Genomic DNA, 20,754 nt, shown 5'->3' on the forward strand with positions numbered 1-20,754 from the left:
TGGCGGCCACGCAAAAGCCCCTCGGGGCTTAAGGCGTCCGGTCTGCCGCACCTCGAAAACCGGTCGCCAGCACGTAGAGTTCCGCTGAATCGGCACGGCTTGCCGCAGGCTTCACGTGGCGAACCACGGCGAAGTCGCGCTTGAGATCGTTGAGAAGCTGGTTTTCCGTGCCGCCCTGGAACACCTTGGCGACGAAAGCCCCACCGGGCGCCAGGATCTCGCGGGCGAAGTAGATCGCCGCTTCCGCAAGGCCGATGATGCGCAGGTGATCGGTTTTCTTGTGGCCGGTGGTGTTGGCCGCCATGTCGGACATGACCACATCCGCAGGCCCTCCCAGCATCTCGATGAGCTTGCCCGGGGCGCTGTCGTCCAAAAAGTCGAGCTCGATGAACTCGACGCCCGCCATGGGATCGATGGGCAGAAGGTCGATGCCGACCACCTTTCCCTTCGCGCCCACCTTCTTGGCCGCGATCTGCGACCAGCCGCCGGGAGCGGCTCCCAGATCCACGATGCGCTGGCCGGGTTTCAGGATGTGGTACTTCTCGTCGATCTCGATGAGCTTGAAGGCCGCGCGGGAGCGGTAGCCTTCGCGCTTGGCGCGGGCCACGTAAGGATCGTTGAGCTGGCGCTCAAGCCATTTCTGCGAAGAGAGGGTCCGCTTGTGCGCCGTTTTCACGCGCTGCTTGAGATTGCGGGTGCCCGAGCCGGTCTTGGTGGTGCTCACCTTTGGCTGCCCTCCCGCCACACGCTGTCCTCTCTCATCATGTTCATCAGAATTCCTTCGCGCAGACCCCGGTCCGCGATACGCAGGCGATCCGAGGGAAAAGCCCGGCGGATCGCTTCGAGAATGGCGCAGCCGGCCAGAACCAGGTCGGCCCTGTCCTTGCCGATGCAAGGATTCTCGGCCCGCTGCTGAAAATTGGAATGCAGCAGGCGGTTGATCACTGTCGAGATCTCCCGGTTGCGCATCCACATCCCATCGACCTTGCGCCGGTCATAACGCGCGAGGCCCAAATGAATGCCGCCGACGGTCGTCACGGTTCCCGAGGTGCCCAGCAGATGGAAGTTCTTGGCCCTACCCGCCTCGGCTGCGGCGAGCGCGAAGCCGGAGAGCAGATCGGACACTTCCTCGACCATGAGCTCGAAGCTCTGCCGCGTGACGTCGATGCCGCCATGACGCTCGGCCAGGGTCACGACGCCGACGGGCAGCGAATCCCAGGCGCGGATGCGCTTGCAAGGGTCGGCGAAGGCATGTGGGGCCTGACCGTCGAGCCAGGCGATCTCCGTGGAGCCGCCGCCGATATCGAAGATGATGACCGACTGGGCCTTGGGATCGGCAAGCGCCGCGCAGCCCGTCACGGCGAGATAGGCCTCCGTCTTGCGGTCCACGACCTCGAGTTCGAGATCGAGGTCGCTGCGCACGCGCTCGATGAAGGACAAGCCATTATCGGCAAGGCGGCAGGCCTCCGTCGCCACGAGGCGCGCGCGGATCACTTCCTTCGCGATCATCTTGTCGCGGCAGACACGGAGCGCATCGATGGTGCGCTCGATGGCATCCTCGCTCAGGGAATTGCCGAGCCCAAGCCCTTCGCCGAGCCGTACGATTCGCGAAAAGGCATCGGTGACCCGAAACCCAAAATGCGCGGGCTCCGCGATGAGGAGACGGCAATTGTTGGTGCCGAGATCGAGCGCGGCATAGCTTCGCGAATTGCGCCGCTTCGCATCGCGCCCGAGCGCTGGTGCAGGATTGCCGGAAAGCCACGACGAGCCGCCGTCAGACCCGGGCGATGGGTCTGCGCGTCGATCTCTTACATCGGTCGTCGCATCGTCTTTCACAGCCAAACTAGAATCCCTGGGCGTTCCCGCATAACGCCGGTGTCCTTTTAGAGTAACAACCGCTGCCTGCATCTGCCAAGGGTTGCAGCGCAGATTATGGCCGCAGCTCGCAGAAGCATCAGAGGGTGAGCCCCTTCAAGCGCTCGGTCAGCGTGGCCAGGACATCGGCTCCCACATTGGCGACCGCGATGCGCAAATGCTCTTCCTGGCCAGGGCCGAAATAGCTGCCCGGCAGGCATAAAACGCCGCGCTCGGTGGCCAGCTTCTCCGCGACGGCTTGAGCTTTTGCTCCTTTGAAAGGATGCCGCAGATAAGCGAAATAGGCCCCGACCGATTCGATCTTCCACTCCGGAAGAGGGGCGAGCGCATCCCGAAAAACCTGTGCACGCTTATTGATCTCGGTCCGGTTCTCCTCCCGCCAATCGCGCAGAGCCGGAATCGCCCAGGGCAGAACGGCCTGGGCGGTGCGCGGGGCGCAGATCTGGATGCAGTCGAGAATCTTGGCGATCTGCTCGATGAGTCCCGCATCCGCCGTCATTGCGCCCATGCGGTGGCCGGGGATCGCGTAGGATTTCGAGAAGGAATAGAGCTGGATCACGTTCTTGCGCCACACATCAGTCGTGAAGAGGCCATGCGCGCGGTTCATGCCTTGAGGCAGAAAGTCCCGGTAAGTCTCGTCGATCACGAGATAAATGCCACGCTTGGCGCACAGCTCGGCAAAGCCTTCGATGACATGGGCGGGATAGACGGCGCCGGTCGGATTGTTCGGCGTCACCAGCACGATGGCGCGCACCTTCTCGTCGATCAGCGCTTCCGCATCCTCGATGCGCGGCACGAAGCCGTTCTCGGGCTTGCACGGCAGAGGACGCGGCTCGATTCCCAGCATGTCGAGGCTCATCTGGTGATTGAAGTACCAGGGCGTCGGCAGCAGCACCGCTTCGCCGCGATGGGCGAGCAGCATCATGGCAGCGAAGAAAGCCATGTTGCATCCGGCGGTGATCGCCGTGTCGGCGGCCTCGACCCGGCCCTCGTAGAGGCGCGACATCTCCTCCGCATAGGCCTGCCTCAAACCTGTATCGCCGTTGATCGGACCATACTGAGAGGTCGAAGCCTCGCCCGCGATGGAACCGAGGCGTTCCAGGAAGCTCGCATGCGGCGCGTTACCCGGAACGGCCTGAGAGAGATTGATCAGCGGCCCGTAAGACCCGTCATACCGCCTGGTCCAGCTCTGCGCCTCCGGGATTGGAGGGCTGCCTACATCCGCAACGAGGGAATTGATGGGGGCAAAAGGACCGCTGGCCATAGGGGAATCGAACTCCGGATATGGAAAAGGCAGGAAACCCGGTGAGCCTTCACCGAAATTCCCTGCCCTTCAAGGCTTATCGAACTAGGCCTGCACAGGCCTGACTTGCTGTGAAGGACATTAGTCCTTCGCGCGCTCCACGTAGGAGCCGTCTTCCGTCATGATCACGACGCGGGTGCCGGCCTGGATGTGTGGGGGCACCAGGGTGCGCACGCCGTTGGAGAGCATGGCGGGCTTGTAGGAGGAGGACGCCGTCTGGCCCTTCACGACCGGCTCGGTCTCGGTGATCTCGAGGGTCACACGAGCGGGCAGCTCGAGGGCAATGGCGATGCCGTTATGGGTCGAGAGCATCACGGCCATGTTTTCCTGAAGGTATGGCTTCTGATCGCCGACGATGTCCTCAGGAACGACGAGCTGCTCGTAGGTCTCGGGGTTCATGAAGTGGAAGCCTTCGCCGTCCTCGTAGAGGAAGGTGTGCTCGCGGTCTTCCACGAAGGCGCGCTCCACCTGCTCGGTGGTGCGGTAGCGCTCGGAGACCTTCACGCCGTCCGAAATGCGGCGCATGTCGAGCTGGGTGACCGGGGTGCCCTTGCCGGGGTGGATGTTCTGGGCGGTGAGCACGACATAGAGTTTGCCGTCCATATCGACGACATTGCCTTTGCGGAGCGTAGAGGCGATGACCTTCACGAGAAGCGTTCCTTGTGACAGATAGGGCGCATCGCAGGGCCAAGGCTGCCTTAGGCCCCGGCGACGCCGAAAATCGGTTTCGCTGCCGCAACTAGCCTATCTTGGCGCAAATCGCCAGCCTGACGTGTTAGGAAGTTCTCCGCCATGGAAAACGCCACGCCTGCCCCCTCGCCCTGGTGGACGCCGCATGTCCATGCGGATCGCCGCCCTTTTCTGCTGGGCAGGAACAAAATCCAGGCCGCCTTCAGGGGCTTTTTCGCAGGCCGTGACTTCATGGAGGTGGATACCGCTACGCTCCAGATTTCTCCCGGCAACGAGGCTCACCTCCACGCCTTCGCCACGGAAGCTGTCGGGCTTGGTGGCTCGCGGACGCCCCTTTACCTCCACACCTCTCCGGAATTCGCCTGCAAGAAGCTGCTGGCGGCGGGCGAAACGCGGATTTCGTGCTTCGCCCATGTCTATCGCAACCGAGAGCGCGGCCCCCTGCACCACCCCGAATTCACCATGCTCGAATGGTATCGGGCCGGTGAGGACTATGAGATTCTGATGCAGGATTGCGCCACCCTGCTCGCTCTTGCCGCCGAGACGGCGGGAACGCGCAGCCTCACCTATCGCGGCAAAAAGACCGATCCGTTCCAGGAGCCGGAGCGCCTGAGCGTGGCGGAAGCCTTCCAGCGCTTTGCGGGCATCGATCTTCTCGCATCCATCGACCGAAACGGCGCGACCGACCGCGATCATCTGGCAGCGAGCCTCCGCCAAGCCGGCATGCGGGTCGCCGACGACGATACCTGGTCCGACCTGTTCAGCCGCGTCATCGTGGAGCGGGTCGAGCCCCATCTCGGCCTCGGCCGCGCCACGATCCTGGACGAATACCCGGTCGCCGAAGCAGCGCTTGCACGCCCGACAGCTCGCGATCCGCGCGTGGCCGAGCGGTTCGAGCTTTATGCGTGCGGTGTGGAGCTGGCGAACGCCTTTGGCGAGTTGACCGATGCGGCGGAGCAACGCCGCCGTTTCGAGGCGGAAATGACTGAGAAGATGCGGGTTTACGGAGAGAGTTATCCGGTGGACGAGGATTTCCTGGCCGCACTTGCGCATATGCCCGAAGCCAGCGGCATTGCTTTGGGTTTTGACCGCCTCGTGATGCTTGCCACCGGCGCCTCGCGCATCGATCAGGTAATCTGGGCCCCCGTGCCGGAGACAGGGCATTGAGCACGCTCCGCACGCCGAAGGATTTGGCCGACAACGAACTCATCCAGCCTCAGCAACTGGCCGAGATCGAACGCGTGGCGGAGCAATACGCCATCGCGATCAGCCCCGCGATGGCCGCGCTCATCGACCGGGACAATCCCAACGATCCGATTGCTCTACAGTTCGTGCCCCAATCAGCTGAACTGACGACAACGCCTGAGGAGCGCGCGGACCCCATCGGCGATCTCGCCCATTCTCCGGTCGAAGGCATCGTGCATCGTTATCCCGATCGCGTGCTCCTGAAGGCCGTGCATGTGTGTCCGGTCTATTGCCGCTTCTGTTTCCGCCGTGAGATGGTGGGGCCGCAGGGGCTCGGCACTCTCTCGCCGGACGCGCTCGACAAGGCCTTCGCCTATATCGCGGATCATCCGGAAATCTGGGAGGTGATCCTCACCGGCGGCGATCCGCTGGTGCTCTCACCGCGCCGTCTCTCCGAGCTGATGCACCGGCTTTCCAACATCGAGCATGTGAAGATCGTCCGCTTTCACACGCGCGTGCCGGTGGTCGAGCCTGAGCGGATCGACGAGGCGCTAGTCGCTGCTCTCAAAGCCAGCAGCAAGACAACCTATATCGCGCTCCACGCCAATCATCCTCGCGAGCTGACGCCTGCTGCGCGCGAAGCCTGCGCGCGGCTGGTGGATTCAGGCATCGTGATGCTCAGCCAGTCGGTTCTGCTCAAGGGCATCAACGACAATCCGGATACGCTCGCCGCTCTCATGCGCGCTTTCGTGGAAACGCGCATCAAGCCCTATTACCTGCACCACCCCGATCTCGCCCCCGGCACGAGCCATTTCCGCCTCTCGCTCGAAGAAGGCCGGGCGCTCGTGGCAGGCTTGCGCGGACGTATCTCAGGGCTCTGCCAGCCGACCTATGTGCTCGACATTCCGGGCGGCTACGGCAAGGCGGTGGTCGCCCCCGACACGGTTCGCGAGCGAGGTGACTGCACCACGATCTCGGATTTCCGGGGTGGCGAACACGCCTATCCGCCTGAGGCTTGAGCCTCAATCGAAAGAGGGCTTCCCGGTCCGCCCCTTCTTGATTTCCGAGCGGCGGCCCTTCGCCTCCAGCCTGCGCTTCTTGGAAGCGAGGGTCGGCCTCGTCGGACGGCGCGGTTTCGGCCTTTCCGTCGCCTGACGGATCAATTCCACGAGGCGCGCGACCGCATCCTCGCGGTTACGTTCCTGCATGCGGAAACGCTGCGCTGTGATGATCAGCACACCCTCGTTCGTCAGCCGCTTTCCCGCGATCCGCTCCAGGCGCGCCTTTACGTCTTCCGGCAAGGACGGCGAGTTGCGCACGTCGAAGCGCAGCTGAACGGCGGTTTCCACCTTGTTGACATTTTGCCCGCCGGGACCGGATGCGCGGATGAAGCTCTCCTGAAGCTCCGCTTCATCGAGCGATATGCTGTTCGTGACGTGGATCATGGGCCTCAAACCGGACGGAAGATTGAAGTGGAGCGTCAGGGCTTTGTTGTCCAATGAGCGCTTATCCGCCGCTTGTCGACCTGTGCTTTAGGCCTTATGCGGCTTGTACCCTTCTTTCGCCGGGCACAGCCCGGTCTCTCAAGTGCTCCCATGTCAGCCGTTTTCGCCAGCCTCATCCCGACCTTCCTGATCATCGCGACCGGCTGGCTGTGCCGCGCCACGAATTTCGTGAGCGAGCAGCAATGGGCCGGACTGGAACGCGCGACCTATGTGATCTTCTTTCCCGCGCTCATCATCGATACCCTCTCCCGGGCCGATCTTTCATCCGTGCCGGTTCTTGGGGTCGGTAGCGCGCTCGTCGGTTCCATCCTGCTCATGGCGGGCCTCATGCTGGCGCTTCGCCCGTTGCTCGAACGCCATGCGGGCATCGACGGACCGAGCTTCACCTCGATCTTTCAGGGTGCCACACGCTGGAACACCTTCGTTGCGCTGGCCGTCGCCGGAAGCCTGTTCGGCCAGCGCGGCATCGCCCTGATTGCGGTAGCGATTGCGGCTATGGTGCCGCTTCTGAACCTACTGGCCTTCTACGTGTTCATCCGCTTTGCGGGCAGGCCGAAGCAGAGCCCGAAGGAAATCCTGCGTTCCTTCGCATCGAATCCCTTCATCTGGTCCTGCATCGTGGGACTCATCCTCAACCAGATCCTGCCGCCCCTGCCCAAGCCGGTGACCGCCTATATCGACCTTATGGGCCGAGCCGCCCTTGCAGCGGGTCTGCTCATCGTGGGAGCAGGTCTCGACATCCGCCGCCTTGCGAAGCCTGGCTTCCCCCATGCTCTGGCGACAGCCTGCAAGCTGCTTCTCATGCCGGTCATGGCCGTGACCTTCGCCCATTATGCCGGAGTGAGCGGTAACGATCTGATCGTCACCATCATCGCAGCCTCCGTGCCTTCCGCCGCGGCTGGCTATGTGCTGGCCCGGCAGATGGGCGGAAACGCCCCCCTCATGGCCGAGATTTTGACGCTTCAGACCCTCTTGGCGCTGGGTTCTATGCCCGTGATGATCTCTCTTCTCGGTTGAGGCATCCACCAATCAATACAACTTTTGATTACAATATAAGCTCTTGTATGATCTATGGTTGCACTGATAATGAGGTTGATCTGAAACAGAGATCTTGCCCCATCCATGCCCAGAACCACGCGCCGCGCCCTTCCCGCTCCATCCCCCCATGACCTGGAGATTGCCAATGAGGCTCCCGGCCAGGACGAGGACGGCATGAGCGCAGCCGAGACGGCGCGGTATATTGCGGAGTTCACAGCCGAGCTGGCCTATCTCGCGCGACAGACCAAGCTCGATCTGCTGGCCTATCTTCTCGACATGGCAAGGCTTGAGGCCGCGCGGACCGTGCAGGCTGACAAGCGCAAAGGCTAAGATCAGCGGCCCGCGATCAGGGATACTGCGTTGCCGCCGTGGCGCTCCAGGCGGCCTGCGATTTCCAGTTCGAGCAATGTCATCTGGACACTGCGGATCGAAAGTCCGGACTGGCGGACCAGATCATCAACCGCAATCGGCGACGGCCCGAGCAACTGGATGAGGTCGGTCGCGCCCTCTGCCCCTTCTTCTTCGATACCGGCGGCAGGTAGAACGGATCCTATGGGCGCTCGCGGTACGTCGAGGAGATCAAGCTCGTCCCACAACTCCTCAGTGCCGAGGATATGCTGCGGCTCCTCCGCTCCAGTATCGAGGCGCGGGCCGGAGGCGATGAGCGGCTCCAGAACGCTCGTGACATGCTCGATTCCGGCGCAGAGCGTCGCGCCTTCGCGGATGAGGTCGTTCGTGCCCTCGGCACGAGGATCGAGCGGGGAACCTGGAACCGCAAAAACCTCGCGCCCCTGCTCAAGGGCGAAACGAGCGGTGATGAGAGAGCCGGAGCGCCGCGCCGCCTCCACCACCACGACGCCATAGGACAAACCTGAGACGATGCGGTTGCGGCGCGGAAAATCGCGCCCGCGTGGCTCCCATCCCATCGGCATTTCGGAAATGATGGCCCCACCCTGTTCCACGATGGCGCGCAGCAGCGGCTCGTTCTCGGACGGATAGATTTTGTCGTGACCGCCCGCGAGGACAGCGACTGTGCCGGTTTCCAAAGTAGCCTTATGCGCCCGCGTATCGATGCCGCGCGCAAGGCCCGAGACGACCACGTAACCCGCTTCACCCAATTGCCGCGACAGACGCTCGGTAAAAGTGAGCCCCGAGGCGGAGGCATTGCGCGAACCGACGATGCCGACAGACGGCCTGGCCAGAACCTCCGTCGAGCCACGCACCGCAATCAAGGGCGGCGCGGTGTCGATGGCCTTCAGAGTTCTTGGATATTCCGGCTCGCCCATGGCGACGAAACGAACGCCGAGGCGGGTGGCGGCAGCCATTTCCTTCTCGGCTTCCGCGCGGCTCGTGACCTTGAGCAGCAGGCGCCCACCGCGCCGGGCGAGATCGGGCAAGGCTTCGAGAGCCGCCGCCGCGCCGCCGTATTGATTGACGAGGGCGCGGAACGTGCGCGGCCCCACATTCTCCGAGCGGATCAGCCGGAGCCAGTCGAGGCGCTGCTCGTCCGTGAGATTCACGCGCCTTATCCCTTCTGGCCGATCTTGCTCTCGTTTCCGGCGAGCAGGCGGCTGATATTGGCGCTGTGCTTCCACCAGAGGAGCGCCACGAGCATCACCGTCATGGCGGCCATGGCGGGCTGCCCGAGCAGCCAAAGAACGATCGGCGTCGCAGCGCTGGCGGTCAGGGAGGACAGCGACGAATAGCGCGAGGCGAAGGCGACGCCGAGCCAGATCGCACAGAAGATCAGCGCGACGATCCAGTTCAGGCCGATCAGCACGCCGATGAAGGTGGCAACACCCTTGCCGCCCTTGAACTTGAGCCAGACCGGGAAGAGATGGCCGAGGAACGCGCCGAGCGCGGCAAGCGTCGCGAACTGCCCGCCCCATTGGGCCGCGATCAGCACGGGAACGGTCCCTTTCAGGACGTCGCCCAAGAGGGTCGCGATGGCAATCCCCTTATTCCCTGTCCGCAGGACGTTGGTCGCGCCAATATTGCCGGAGCCGACGTTACGGATGTCGCCCAACCCTGCCATGCGGGTGAAGATCAACCCGAAGGGGATGGAGCCCAGGAGATAGCCGAAGGCCAGGGCCCCGAGCAGGTACAGCAGATTTGCTTCTTCAGACATTCGCTTCTCGTCAGATCGAACGGCGGTCGAACACGATCCTGCCCGCAACCATCGTGATCGTCACCTGTCCTTCGAGACGGGCTTCATCGAAGGGCGAGTTCTTGGACAGGGATTTCAGATCGCGTTTGTCGAGCACGTAAGGCGCCTCCGGATCGAACAGAATGAGGTCGGCAGGAGCGCCGACTTTCAGCCGCCCGGAGGGCAAACCCAGGATTTCAGCCGGTTTCGTGGAGAGCGCGCGCAGGAGTTTGGGCAGCGAGATGCGATCTGAGTGGACCAACCGAAGCGCCGCCGAGAGCAGCGTTTCGAGCCCCACGGCCCCATCGGCAGCCTCCGCGAAGGGCAGTCGCTTGTTCTCGACATCCTGTGGATTGTGGTCCGAGACGATCACGTCGATGGTGCCATCCGTCAGCGCCTCGATCATCGCCTGCCGGTCATCCTCGTCCCGCAGAGGCGGCGAGAGCTTCAGGAAGGTGCGGTAATCGCCGATGTCGTTTTCGTTGAGCGACAAGTGGTTGATGGACACGCCGCAGGTGACCGGCAGCCCCTTGGCCTTGGCTGTGCGCACGATCTCCGCCGAATCGGCGCAGGAGATCATCGCCGCGTGGTAACGCGCGCCGGTGAGGCGCACGAGGCGCATGTCGCGCTCTAATAGAATCGTCTCGGCCTCGCGCGGAATGCCGGGAAGCCCGAGGCGGGAGGCGAACTCGCCCTCGTTCATTACGCCCTGCCCCACGAGGTTCGGGTCTTCCACGTGGTGGACGATCAGGGCGTCGAAATCCCGGGCATAGGTCAGCGCCCGGCGCATCACCTGCGCATTGGTGACGGAGCGCGCGCCATCGGTGAACATGATGGCGCCGGCCTCCTTCAGCCGCCCGATCTCCGCCATCTCCTCGCCCTTAAGACCCTTGGTCAGAGCGGCAGCGGGAAGAATGTTCACGACGGAGGTGTCGCGCGCGCGCCTCACGATGAAGTCGATCACCGCCGGATCGTCGAGCGCGGGGCTCGTATCCGGCATGGAGACGACGGTGGTCACGCCACCAGCGGCAGCAGCCTCGCCCGCGCTCTTGAGCGTCTCGCGATAAGGCCCGCCCGGCTCGCCGATGAAGGCGCGCATGTCGATGAGGCCGGGGGCAAGAACCTGCCCGCCGCAATCGATCACGTCGGCGTCAGCGGCTTGTGTCAGCTGCGGACCGAGATCCCGGATCACGCCGTCGTGGGCCAGAAGGCCGCCCGCTTGCTCGCGCCCGGTATCGGGGTCGATGAGGCGTGCGTTGGTAAAGAGGATTGGTTTCATGCTCATCGCGCGTCTCACCCGTTCGGCAGATGGCTCGCGAGAGCCTCCAGCACCGCCATGCGGACGGCCACGCCCATCTCAACCTGTTCGCGGATCAGCGATTGCGCGCCGTCTGCAACGTCCGAGGAAATCTCCACGCCCCGGTTCATCGGGCCCGGATGCATCACGAGCGCATCAGGCTTGGCGAAGGAGAGTTTCTCCTGATCGAGACCGTAGAAGCGGAAATACTCTTTCACCGACGGCACGAAGGAGCCGTTCATGCGCTCGCGCTGGAGGCGCAGCATCATGACGATGTCCGCGCCCTCCAACCCTTTGCGCATGTCGGTGAAGGTGGGGAAGCCAAGGCGCGCGATGCCGGGCGGCAGCAGGTTCGTAGGCGCGACGAGGCGAACCTGCGCCCCCATCGCAGCGAGTAGGATCATGTTGGAGCGCGCCACGCGCGAATGCAGGATGTCGCCGCAGATCGCAACGACGAGGCCTTCGATGCGCCCCTTGTTGCGGCGGATGGTGAGCGCATCGAGGAGCGCCTGGGTCGGATGCTCATGCGCGCCGTCGCCCGCATTCACCACCGCGCAATCGACTTTCTGCGCGAGCAGATGCACCGCACCCGCCGCGTGATGGCGCACCACGATGATGTCGGGGCGCATGGCGTTGAGCGTCGCTGCCGTGTCGATGAGCGTCTCGCCCTTCTTCACGGAGGACGAGGCCACTGCCATGTTCATCACATCGGCGCCCAGGCGCTTGCCGGCGATCTCGAAGGAGGATTGCGTGCGGGTGGACGGCTCGAAGAACAGATTGATCTGCGTGCGGCCCAGAAGCGACGTCTTCCGCTTCTCGATCTGGCGGCTCACCTCGACCTGTTGGTCGGCGAGGTCGAGCAGGGCTTGAATGTCCAAAGGAGACAATCCCTCGATGCCGAGGAGATGCCGGTGAGGAAAAACGGATCGCGGGGTGTCTGTCATCTTAAAGCCATCGCTATAGGCGCTATGGGCCTTAGCGGCAAGCCGCCGTTCCTTCCGCGATGAAGAAAAGCCCCAGGAATGATTTAGACGCCATGGCTTACGGTCAAAGACGTCCTTCAGTCCCGTTCCAGCTTCTGATCAGTATGAAGGTAGCTGGGGGTATATTGCCCCAACTGCCGAAGTTTCTCCCAATCGTTGATGATAAGGGCTCTGCCGCGTGAGGTGATCAGCCCATCGGTCCGAAGCTCCTGAAGAACCCTGTTGACGTGGACTGTGCTCATGCCGAAGGCGTCCCCCAGCTCCTCCTGCGTAAAAGGCAACTCGTAACTGTTCCCTTCAGTCAGCCCCACGACCTCGAGGCGGTCTCGCATCTCGCAGAAAAAATGCGCCAGGCGCTCGCGAGCCTCCATCTGCCCCAGCACCGTCAGCCATGTGCGATGAACGGCCCCATCGATGAGCGTGGTCAGCCAGAGGGCGCGGGTAAGATATGGATATGCCTTCGTGATTTCCTTCAAGTCGCTATGTGCCACATGAGCCACGGAGCAAGGAGTCAGTGCGGCGATCCCGTCGTCCATATGCTTCAGCAGGAAGCTGTGCAGATCCGCGAAGTCGCCCGCGATGTGAAAGGCTGTAATCTGCCGCCGTCCATCGAGCGAGTGGTTGTAGCGTATGGCAAACCCTTCGAGAAAGAGCGTACTGTGGGAGGTTGTGGTGCCTTCGGGGACAATAGCCTCGCGCGGCCCATAGAAAGCCGTGCGGGACGTGATTTGTTGAAGTACACGTTTCTCGTCCTCCGTCAGAGGGCCGTGCCGCTCCAGTTTGCTGATAAGGGCATGAGACATGCGCGCGCTTTCTATGCTCAAGGCTTATGGTGTCACCTAGGAGTTTCAGAGAGCGCGGCAAGCAAGGCCTCATAAAGGCGAGGCGGTAATGCCTCGATGAATGGGATCGTCGCCAACTCCCGTCCCGCCTCATCGGCAATGATAACGGCATCCCTCAACCAATCGTCTTTTCCTTGGCGAGTAGCCTCCGCGAGGATATCCCGAATGCCGTCGACGGCTTCGTTGCGAGCGGCATCAAGGTCCGGAAGCTCAATGCCTTCCGGATCGTGAAGGAGAGCTGCGCCCTGCCGGATATGTCTGAAATATCGAGGCATCCCCCCAAACGGCGACAACCGTCCGTTGTTCCTTGTCTTCCAAAACAAGTCGCAGCTGTTACTCCTGCTGATTTCCGACCTAGAATAGCCTTGGGATAATATGAGGGGTCGTTGGCTATGACCGCATTCCAGACCCATGACATCGTCAACCAGACGCCGCCCTTCGGTGACGTGAACCTGATCGCAGGCGATAAGCCCCTGCTGGATGCTCTCAGGAGCAACGGCGTGAATCCCGGGGCCGAAGGATTAACCGCCTTCGGGGAGGCCTGGGGCAGCGCCGAGCGGCTCGACCTGGGGCGGCTCGCCAACGAGAACCCGCCGAAACTGCGCACGCACGATCCGCGCGGCTACCGCATCGACGCGGTCGAGTTTCACCCCGCCTATCATGCCCTCATGCATGCCAGCATGGCGGACGGGCTTCATTGTTCGACCTGGGACGAGCCTAAGAGCGGGCATGAGCATGTAGCCCGTGCCGCGCGGATCTACACCGTGGCGGGTGTCGAAAGCGGCCATGTCTGCCCCATCACCATGACCCATGCCTCGGTAGCGGCGCTGGCGGCTGCTCCAAACCGGCTGAAAGAGTGGCTGCCGAAGATCCGCTGGCGGGATTACGATTCCCGGTTCATGCCCTTCTGGGAAAAAGCTTCTGTCACCCTCGGCATGGGGATGACCGAGAAGCAGGGCGGCACCGATGTGCGCGCCAACAGCACCCGCGCTGTGCCTATGGCCGGCGACGAATATGCGCTCACAGGGCACAAATGGTTCATGTCCGCTCCCATGTGCGATGCCTTTCTGGTGCTGGCCCAGGCTCCCGGCGGCCTCACCTGCTTCCTCGTGCCTCGCTTCAGGCCCGACGGCTCCCTCAATGGGCTTCTCCTCCAGCGGCTGAAGGACAAGCTGGGGAATCGTTCCAACGCTTCTTCCGAGGTGGAATTCGTGGAGGCCTTTGGCTGGCGGATCGGCGAGGAAGGCGCAGGCATACGCACCATCCTCAACATGGTGCAGCTCACCCGCCTCGATTGCGCGGTGGCCTCCGCCGGGCTCGTGCGGATGGGCTTGAGCGTCGCCATGCACCACGCCCACCATCGCAGCGTGTTCCAGAAAAAACTCATCGACCAGCCCGCCATGCGGATGGTGCTGGCCGACCTTGCCCTTGAGAACGAGGCTATGACGGCGCTGGCGCTCCGCACCGCCCGCAGCTTCGACCTCACGCCGCAGGATGAGCACGAGGCAGCCTATGCCCGTCTCATCACGCCCGCGGCCAAGTTCGGCATCTGCAAGGCCGCGCCCAGGCTTCTCTATGAAGCGATGGAGTGCCTTGGCGGCAATGGATATGTGGAGGAGAGCCCTCTCCCCCGGCTCTACCGGGAGGCGCCCGTCAATGCGATCTGGGAAGGCTCCGGCAATGTGATCGCCCTCGATCTCCTGCGCGTCGAAAGCCGAGAGCCGGAACTCGCCGCCTCCGTTCTTGAACGGCTCATGGCCGATGCCGGCGATCTTCCCGGCGCCTCCGAGGCGGCGCGGGACATCATGCTCGCCCTCCGCTCGCCCGAGTCGGAAGCCAAGGCCCGGTTCATCGCCGAGCGGCTTTTCACCCTCGCGGCCGCAGCGGCCCTCGCCCGCTCCGCGCCGCCGCAAATCACGGAGACCTACGCCCTCACCCGCCTCAGGCAGCCAAGCCGACTGACCGGCGCCAATGACCTGGGAGAAGCGGTCAAACCCTTGTTGGATAGAGCTTTCGTCACCATGTAACGATCTAGGTGGAACTGCTGATTTGACTTGTCCGCCGCGATCAACCACTTATCGCGCCTTGGCTGTCAGCAGGACTGACCGCCTCTTACCTTGACATTAAGAGCATCCGCTCGCGGCCATCTACGGGAAAGTCGCTCATGAAAGTCGTCGTCGTCGAGTCGCCCGCGAAGGCCAAGACGATCAACAAATATCTCGGCAAGGATTACGAGGTCCTGGCCTCCTTCGGGCATATCCGCGATCTGCCCGCCAAGGACGGCTCGGTCGACCCGGAAGCCGATTTCCGCATGATCTGGACGCTCGAGGACAGAGGCTCGAAGCGAGTGACCGACATCGCCAAGGCGATCAAGGGCGCCGAGAAGCTCATTCTCGCCACCGACCCGGATCGCGAAGGCGAGGCCATCTCCTGGCACGTTCTCGAAGCCCTGCGTGAAAAGCGCGTGCTGAAGGATTTGCCGGTCGAGCGCGTGACCTTCAACGCCATCACCAAGGATGCGGTGCAGACGGCCCTGCGCAATCCGCGCGAGATCGATCAGGCGCTGGTCGATGCCTATCTCGCCCGCCGCGCCCTCGACTATCTCGTGGGCTTCACGCTCTCTCCGGTTCTGTGGCGCAAGCTGCCCGGCGCGCGTTCGGCAGGGCGCGTCCAGTCGGTGGCGCTTCGCCTCGTCTGCGACCGCGAACTCGAGATCGAAACCTTCAAACCGCGCGAATACTGGTCGCTGATCGCGACGCTTGCGACGAAAGACGGCGCGGTGTTCGACGCGCGCCTCGTCGGCGCCGACGGCAAGAAGATCACGCGTCTTGACATCGGCAACGGCAAGGACGCCGAGGCTTTCAAGAAGGACCTGGAGCTCGCGACCTTCTCGGTGGCGAATATCGAGGCGAAGCCCGCCAAGCGTCACCCCTACCCGCCCTTCACGACCTCGACCTTGCAGCAAGAGGCCTCACGCAAGCTGGGGCTGGCTCCCGCGCAGACCATGCGCATCGCGCAGCGTCTTTATGAAGGCGTCGATATCGGCGGCGAGACGGTCGGCCTCATCACCTATATGCGTACCGACGGCGTCGACATGGCCTCCGAGGCCGTGCAGGCCGCGCGCCGCGTGATCGGCAAGGAATACGGCGACCAATACGTGCCGACCGTGCCGCGCAAGTACACGACCAAGGCAAAGAACGCGCAGGAAGCGCACGAGGCCATCCGTCCGACGGATATGAGCCGCCTGCCAAAATACGTGACGAAATATCTCGAGCCCGAACAGGCGAAGCTCTACAACCTCATCTGGACCCGTACCGTGGCGAGCCAGATGGAATCGGCGGAGCTTGAACGCACCACCGCCGACATCTTGGCCGAGGTCGGCCCGCGCAAGCTCGACCTTCGCGCCACCGGTCAGGTCATCAAGTTCGACGGCTTCCTCACGCTCTATAACGAGAGCAAGGACGACGAAGCGGACGAGGATGAAGGCCGCCTGCCGCCCATGAAGACGGGCGACGGCCTGGAGCGCCGCCGCATCAACGCGACGCAGCACTTCACCGAGCCGCCGCCGCGCTATTCGGAAGCCTCGCTCGTGAAGCGCATGGAAGAGCTCGGCATCGGCCGTCCTTCCACCTATGCCGCTGTGCTGCAGACGCTGCGCGACCGCGAATACGTGAAGATCGATAAGAAGCGCCTCGTTCCCGAGGACAAGGGCCGCATCGTAACGGCCTTCCTGGAAAGCTTCTTCCGCCGCTATGTGGAATACGATTTCACGGCGGATCTCGAAGAGCAGCTCGATCGTGTCTCGAACAACGAGATCGATTGGAAGCAGGTGATGCGCGAGTTCTGGAAAGATTTCTCCGCCGCCATCGGCGAGACGAAAGAACTGCGCATGACCGAGGTGCTCGATGCGCTGAACGAGCTCCTCGGCCCGCACATCTTCCCGGACAAGGGCGACGGCTCGAACCCGCGCACCTGCCCGACCTGCGGTACCGGCCAGCTCTCGCTCAAGCTCGGCAAGTTCGGCTCCTTCATCGGCTGCTCGAACTATCCAGAGTGCAAATACACCCGCCAGCTTGCCGCGACCGGAATCGACGGCGACGGCGATGGCTCGTCCGAGAACGGCGGCCAGCCCGGCGTGAAGGTTCTGGGCGAGGATCCGGATAGCGGACAGCAGGTCACGCTTCGCGATGGCCGCTTCGGCCCCTTCGTGCAGCTCGGCGAAGGCGAGAAACCGAAGCGCTCCTCGCTGCCGAAAGGTCTTACTCCTTCGCAGGTGGATCTCGAAAAAGCACTCAAGCTCCTCGCGCTTCCGCGCCAGGTGGCGACGCACCCTGAATCCGGTGAGCCGATCCTGGCGAGCATCGGTCGCTACGGGCCTTACGTTCAGCATGGCAAGGTCTACGCCAACCTTGGGCCCGGCGACGACGTGCTTGAGATCGGCGCGAACCGCGCCATCGATCTCATCGTCACCAAGGAAAGCGGTGGCGGCGGCGCCCGTCGCGGTGCCGCCGATCCGGGCCGTCCGCTCGGCGGCGACGATCCGGAATCGGGCAAGCCCATCGTGGTGAAAGCCGGGCGCTTCGGGCCTTATGTTACCGATGGCGAGACCAACGCCACCCTGCCGCGCAGCATGGCTGCGGAAGCGGTGACGCTGGAGGAAGCCATCGAGCTTCTGAAAGCCCGCCGTGCCGCAGGGCCGTCTAAGAAGGGTGCGCGCGGCCGCAAGGCAGCTGCAAAGAAAGCCCCCGCTAAGAAAGCCGCGGCTTCGAAGAAGGCCCCTGCCAAGGCTGCAACAAAGACGGCAGCGAAGAAGCCTGCCGCCAAGAAGGCAGCCGCAAAAAAGGCTCCGGCGAAGAAGTCCGCAAAGGCGGCCGAATGAGATGAGTGATTGGGTGTCTTGGATCCTGCTGGACCATGCCGATCAGGTAGAGATCGCGCTACGCCTCGTCGTGGCTGCTCTCGCCGGTATGGCGGTCGGGCTCAACCGGGACATCCATAACAAGCCCATCGGCATGCGGACGCTCGGCCTCGTGGCGCTGGGCTCCGCGACCGTGATCCTCTCAGGTTCGGTGTATGAAGGATTGCATTTCGGGCAGGACGCGGTCAGCCGCGTCGTGCAGGGCATCATGACGGGCTTGGGCTTCCTTGGTGCAGGCGCGATCATCAAGGGCCGGAATGGCAACGAGGTTCATGGCCTGACCACGGCCGCGACTGTTTGGATTGCGGCCTCCCTCGGCGTCACGGCAGCCCTGGGCGCATGGTTCATTACCATCGCCGGAACTGTCATGACGCTTGTCGTTCTAACGGTGGGAAAGCCGATTGAGGATATGCTTGTCCGCCTGTTCTCAGGCCGGACGAAAACCGTGGATGAGGATCGTTAGAAGGCGAAGCTGAGACCGATCACGGCGACAGCGGCGATGGAGAGCCAAAGCAGGCTCGAACCAAGGCTGCTGCTCTTCGCGGCGGGTGTCGTATCGGGCTCGTCGAAGGCAAATGCTTCTCCGGCGATGCGCGCCGCGCGGTCCAAGTGGAGTTTCTGTGCGGGTCCCATCGTCGTGCGCATCCTTGCCTCGCTTCCGTTAAGCTTATGCTTAAACGAGCAACGTGAACCAAGGCTAAACGGTTCCTGTGACAGGCTAAAGACATCCTTTAGAGGCATCACAGATACTACCTAAACGAGGGTTTCCAAGGCCCAGTTTTTGTGGCCTGTGACCCTAAACCGTCTTTTCGTTTCCGTTTTGTTCTCGTATAAAAATGGAATGAGAAATAGTGTAAACAAGCGCGAATCATTGAAGCGAACCAAGGTCCCCATGGACAACGACGATCTTTTCGGAGGCGCGGCTGCCAAGCGCGCGGCGCCTGCATCGGCCAAAACGGCCGCCGTCAAAGCCTCGAAGCCCGCCCCTGCCCCGCAGCAGGGCACGCCGGGCGAGGTCGGCTATGACGCGTCCGCCATCGAGGTGCTGGAGGGGCTGGAGCCCGTCCGCCGCCGTCCGGGCATGTATATCGGCGGTACGGACGAGAAGGCCCTGCACCACCTCTTCGCCGAGGTGATCGACAACTCCATGGACGAGGCGGTCGCAGGCCATGCGACCTTCATCGAGGTGGAACTGGAGGAAGACGGTTGGCTCTCCGTGACCGACAACGGGCGCGGCATCCCGGTCGATCCGCATCCCAAGTTCCCGAAGAAGTCTGCCCTCGAAGTCATCATGACGACGCTTCACGCGGGCGGTAAGTTCGACTCGAAGGTCTACGAGACCTCCGGCGGTCTGCACGGCGTCGGCGTGTCGGTGGTGAACGCGCTTTCCGAGATTCTCGAAGTCGAGGTCGCCCGCGGCCAGCAGCTCTATCGCCAGGTTTTCGCTCGCGGTCTCCCGCAGGGCAAGCTCGAGACGGTGGGCCGCGTGCTCAACCGGCGCGGCACCAAGGTGCGCTTCAAGCCCGATTGGCAAATCTTCGGCAAGGACGCCCATTTCCAGCCCCGCCGCCTGTTCAAGATGGCGCGCTCGAAGGCCTATCTCTTCGGCGGCGTCGAGATCCGCTGGAAATGCGCACCATCGCTTTTGGAAGGCATCGACAATGTCGCGCCGGAAGCCGTCTTCAAGTTCCCGAACGGCCTGAAGGATTACCTGCTTCACGACATCGAAGGAAAGGACTTGGTCACCGACCAGATCTTCTCCGGCAAGATCACCAAACCCGGCAGCCACGGCTCGCTGGAATGGGCGGTCGCGTGGATGTCGAACGAAGACGGGTTCTCCACCTCGTATTGTAACACCGTGCCCACGCCTGAAGGCGGCACGCACGAGAACGGCCTGCGCATCGCGTTGCTACGTGGTCTACGTGATCACGCCGAGCGTGTGAACCAGTCCAAACGCATGGCCGCAGTGACCACCGACGACGTGATGGCGACCTGCGCCTCCATGCTCTCGGTGTTCATCCGCGAGCCGGAATTCCAGGGCCAGACCAAGGACAAGCTCGCGACCGTGGAAGCGGGCCGCATCGTCGAGAACGGCATCCGCGACACCTTCGATCACTGGCTCGCCGCCTCCCCGCAGCAGGCCAACAAGCTGCTCGATTGGGTGATCGACCGCGCCGAGGAACGTCTGCGCCGCCGCCAGGAGAAGGAAGTCGCCCGCAAGACCGCGACCCGCAAGCTGCGCCTGCCCGGCAAGCTGGCGGATTGCTCGAACGCCGGCGCGAAAGGCTCCGAGTTGTTCCTCGTCGAGGGTGACTCGGCAGGTGGCTCCGCCAAGCAGGCGCGCGACCGCGCTTCGCAGGCCATTCTGCCCCTGCGCGGAAAAATCCTGAACGTGGCCTCCGCCGGTCGCGACAAGCTGCACCAGAACCAGCAGATTTCCGATCTCGTTCAGGCGCTCGGCTGCGGCACGGGCTCGTCCTATCGCGACGCAGACCTTCGCTACGAGAAGGTCATCATCATGACCGACGCGGACGTGGACGGCGCGCATATCGCGACGCTGCTGATCACGTTCTTCTACCGCCAGATGCCGAAGCTCATCGACGGCGGCCACCTCTATCTCGCCGTACCGCCGCTCTATCGCCTGAGCCAGGGTGCCAAGTCGGCCTATGCCCGCGACGAGGCGGACCGCGACCGTTTGATGAAGACGGTGTTCAAGGGTTCGAGCAAGGTCGAGATCAGCCGCTTCAAAGGCCTCGGCGAGATGCTGCCCGGCCAGTTGAAGGAAACCACCATGGACCCGAAGAAGCGCCTGCTTCTGAAGGTGGTGGTGGAGAGCGACGACAGGCCCGAAGCCAACGACACCGTGGAGCGCCTAATGGGCAACAAGCCCGAAGCCCGCTTCGCCTTCATCCAGGAACGCGCCGTCTTCGCCGACGAAGCGGATCTGGATATCTAAGCAGCATAGCAATAAT

General features: G+C 63.1%; 19 protein-coding genes. 8 read left to right on the top strand and 11 right to left on the bottom strand.

Annotated features, from left to right (window positions below; genetic code table 11):
• Positions 1–28 precede the first annotated feature (28 nt).
• From MHY87_RS13890 to efp, 4 genes are all read right to left on the bottom strand, one after another.
• On the bottom strand, positions 29–724 hold the full coding sequence (locus MHY87_RS13890) for an RlmE family RNA methyltransferase (protein ID WP_239352575.1): 696 nt from the start codon (positions 722–724) through the stop codon (positions 29–31).
• Positions 721–1,836, bottom strand: coding sequence for a Ppx/GppA phosphatase family protein (locus MHY87_RS13895; RefSeq protein WP_370644939.1), 1,116 nt, complete (start codon positions 1,834–1,836; stop codon positions 721–723). Before MHY87_RS13895 ends, MHY87_RS13890 begins: the two co-directional genes overlap by 4 nt.
• A gap of 118 nt (positions 1,837–1,954) precedes the next feature.
• Positions 1,955–3,139 (bottom strand): aminotransferase, encoded by a 1,185-nt coding sequence (locus tag MHY87_RS13900; RefSeq protein WP_239352577.1) that lies wholly within the window; start codon positions 3,137–3,139, stop codon positions 1,955–1,957.
• 120 nt (positions 3,140–3,259) lie between these two features.
• Positions 3,260–3,781, bottom strand: a complete 522-nt coding sequence (efp, locus tag MHY87_RS13905) for an elongation factor P (protein WP_239352732.1) — start codon at positions 3,779–3,781, stop codon at positions 3,260–3,262.
• 189 nt (positions 3,782–3,970) lie between these two features.
• On the opposite strand from efp, the gene epmA reads away from it, so the two are divergent.
• Both epmA and MHY87_RS13915 read left to right on the top strand, forming a co-directional pair.
• Positions 3,971–5,035, top strand: coding sequence for an EF-P lysine aminoacylase EpmA (epmA, locus tag MHY87_RS13910; RefSeq protein WP_239352578.1), 1,065 nt, complete (start codon positions 3,971–3,973; stop codon positions 5,033–5,035).
• The gene (locus tag MHY87_RS13915) at positions 5,032–6,072 is read left to right on the top strand and encodes a lysine-2,3-aminomutase-like protein (protein WP_239352579.1); all 1,041 of its coding nucleotides are present in this window, start codon (positions 5,032–5,034) and stop codon (positions 6,070–6,072) included. The genes epmA and MHY87_RS13915 overlap by 4 nt, the downstream gene beginning before the upstream one ends.
• Positions 6,073–6,075: 3 nt before the next feature.
• Here the strand turns inward: MHY87_RS13915 and arfB are convergent, their stop codons facing one another.
• A complete protein-coding gene (arfB, locus tag MHY87_RS13920) occupies positions 6,076–6,498 on the bottom strand; it encodes an alternative ribosome rescue aminoacyl-tRNA hydrolase ArfB (RefSeq protein WP_239352733.1) in 423 nt (140 codons plus the stop codon).
• 150 nt (positions 6,499–6,648) lie between these two features.
• Here arfB and MHY87_RS13925 point away from each other — a divergent pair, with 150 nt between their 5' ends.
• Together MHY87_RS13925 and MHY87_RS13930 are read left to right on the top strand one after the other, a co-directional pair.
• Complete coding sequence (locus MHY87_RS13925; RefSeq protein ID WP_239352581.1) at positions 6,649–7,575, top strand: AEC family transporter; 927 nt, start codon at positions 6,649–6,651, stop codon at positions 7,573–7,575.
• 105 nt (positions 7,576–7,680) lie between these two features.
• Positions 7,681–7,926, top strand: coding sequence for a hypothetical protein (locus tag MHY87_RS13930; protein WP_239352583.1), 246 nt, complete (start codon positions 7,681–7,683; stop codon positions 7,924–7,926).
• Positions 7,927–7,928: 2 nt separating this feature from the next.
• Here the strand turns inward: MHY87_RS13930 and dprA are convergent, their stop codons facing one another.
• The 5 genes from dprA to MHY87_RS13955 form a co-directional block, all read right to left on the bottom strand.
• Positions 7,929–9,116 carry a DNA-processing protein DprA gene (gene dprA, locus MHY87_RS13935; RefSeq protein ID WP_239352585.1) on the bottom strand — a complete coding sequence of 396 codons (1,188 nt, stop codon included), beginning with the start codon at positions 9,114–9,116 and terminating at the stop codon, positions 7,929–7,931.
• Positions 9,117–9,121: 5 nt separating this feature from the next.
• Entirely contained in the window at positions 9,122–9,724 is a 603-nt protein-coding gene (gene plsY, locus MHY87_RS13940; RefSeq protein ID WP_239352588.1) for a glycerol-3-phosphate 1-O-acyltransferase PlsY, read from the bottom strand.
• Between the two features lie 10 nt (positions 9,725–9,734).
• Positions 9,735–11,021 (bottom strand): dihydroorotase, encoded by a 1,287-nt coding sequence (locus MHY87_RS13945; RefSeq protein WP_239352734.1) that lies wholly within the window; start codon positions 11,019–11,021, stop codon positions 9,735–9,737.
• Between the two features lie 14 nt (positions 11,022–11,035).
• On the bottom strand, positions 11,036–11,983 hold the full coding sequence (locus MHY87_RS13950; RefSeq protein ID WP_239352591.1) for an aspartate carbamoyltransferase catalytic subunit: 948 nt from the start codon (positions 11,981–11,983) through the stop codon (positions 11,036–11,038).
• A gap of 116 nt (positions 11,984–12,099) precedes the next feature.
• Positions 12,100–12,825, bottom strand: a complete 726-nt coding sequence (locus MHY87_RS13955; RefSeq protein ID WP_239352593.1) for a Crp/Fnr family transcriptional regulator — start codon at positions 12,823–12,825, stop codon at positions 12,100–12,102.
• Positions 12,826–13,250: 425 nt separating this feature from the next.
• Here MHY87_RS13955 and MHY87_RS13960 point away from each other — a divergent pair, with 425 nt between their 5' ends.
• The 3 genes from MHY87_RS13960 to MHY87_RS13970 all read left to right on the top strand — a co-directional run bounded on the left by MHY87_RS13960 (position 13,251) and on the right by MHY87_RS13970 (position 18,245).
• Positions 13,251–14,891 carry an isovaleryl-CoA dehydrogenase gene (locus MHY87_RS13960; RefSeq protein WP_239352595.1) on the top strand — a complete coding sequence of 547 codons (1,641 nt, stop codon included), beginning with the start codon at positions 13,251–13,253 and terminating at the stop codon, positions 14,889–14,891.
• Positions 14,892–15,028: 137 nt separating this feature from the next.
• Positions 15,029–17,743 (top strand): type I DNA topoisomerase, encoded by a 2,715-nt coding sequence (gene topA, locus MHY87_RS13965; RefSeq protein WP_239352597.1) that lies wholly within the window; start codon positions 15,029–15,031, stop codon positions 17,741–17,743.
• 1 nt (position 17,744) lies between these two features.
• On the top strand, positions 17,745–18,245 hold the full coding sequence (locus MHY87_RS13970; protein WP_239352600.1) for an MgtC/SapB family protein: 501 nt from the start codon (positions 17,745–17,747) through the stop codon (positions 18,243–18,245).
• Here MHY87_RS13970 and MHY87_RS13975 read toward each other — a convergent pair.
• Positions 18,242–18,427, bottom strand: a complete 186-nt coding sequence (locus MHY87_RS13975; protein ID WP_239352602.1) for a hypothetical protein — start codon at positions 18,425–18,427, stop codon at positions 18,242–18,244. The genes MHY87_RS13970 and MHY87_RS13975 overlap by 4 nt on opposite strands.
• 247 nt (positions 18,428–18,674) lie before the next feature.
• Between MHY87_RS13975 and parE the strand changes: the two genes are divergently transcribed.
• Positions 18,675–20,738 (top strand): DNA topoisomerase IV subunit B, encoded by a 2,064-nt coding sequence (parE, locus tag MHY87_RS13980; RefSeq protein WP_239352604.1) that lies wholly within the window; start codon positions 18,675–18,677, stop codon positions 20,736–20,738.
• Positions 20,739–20,754: the final 16 nt, after the last annotated feature.

The organism is Microvirga sp. ACRRW (assembly GCF_022346925.1).
GTDB lineage: Bacteria > Pseudomonadota > Alphaproteobacteria > Rhizobiales > Beijerinckiaceae > Microvirga.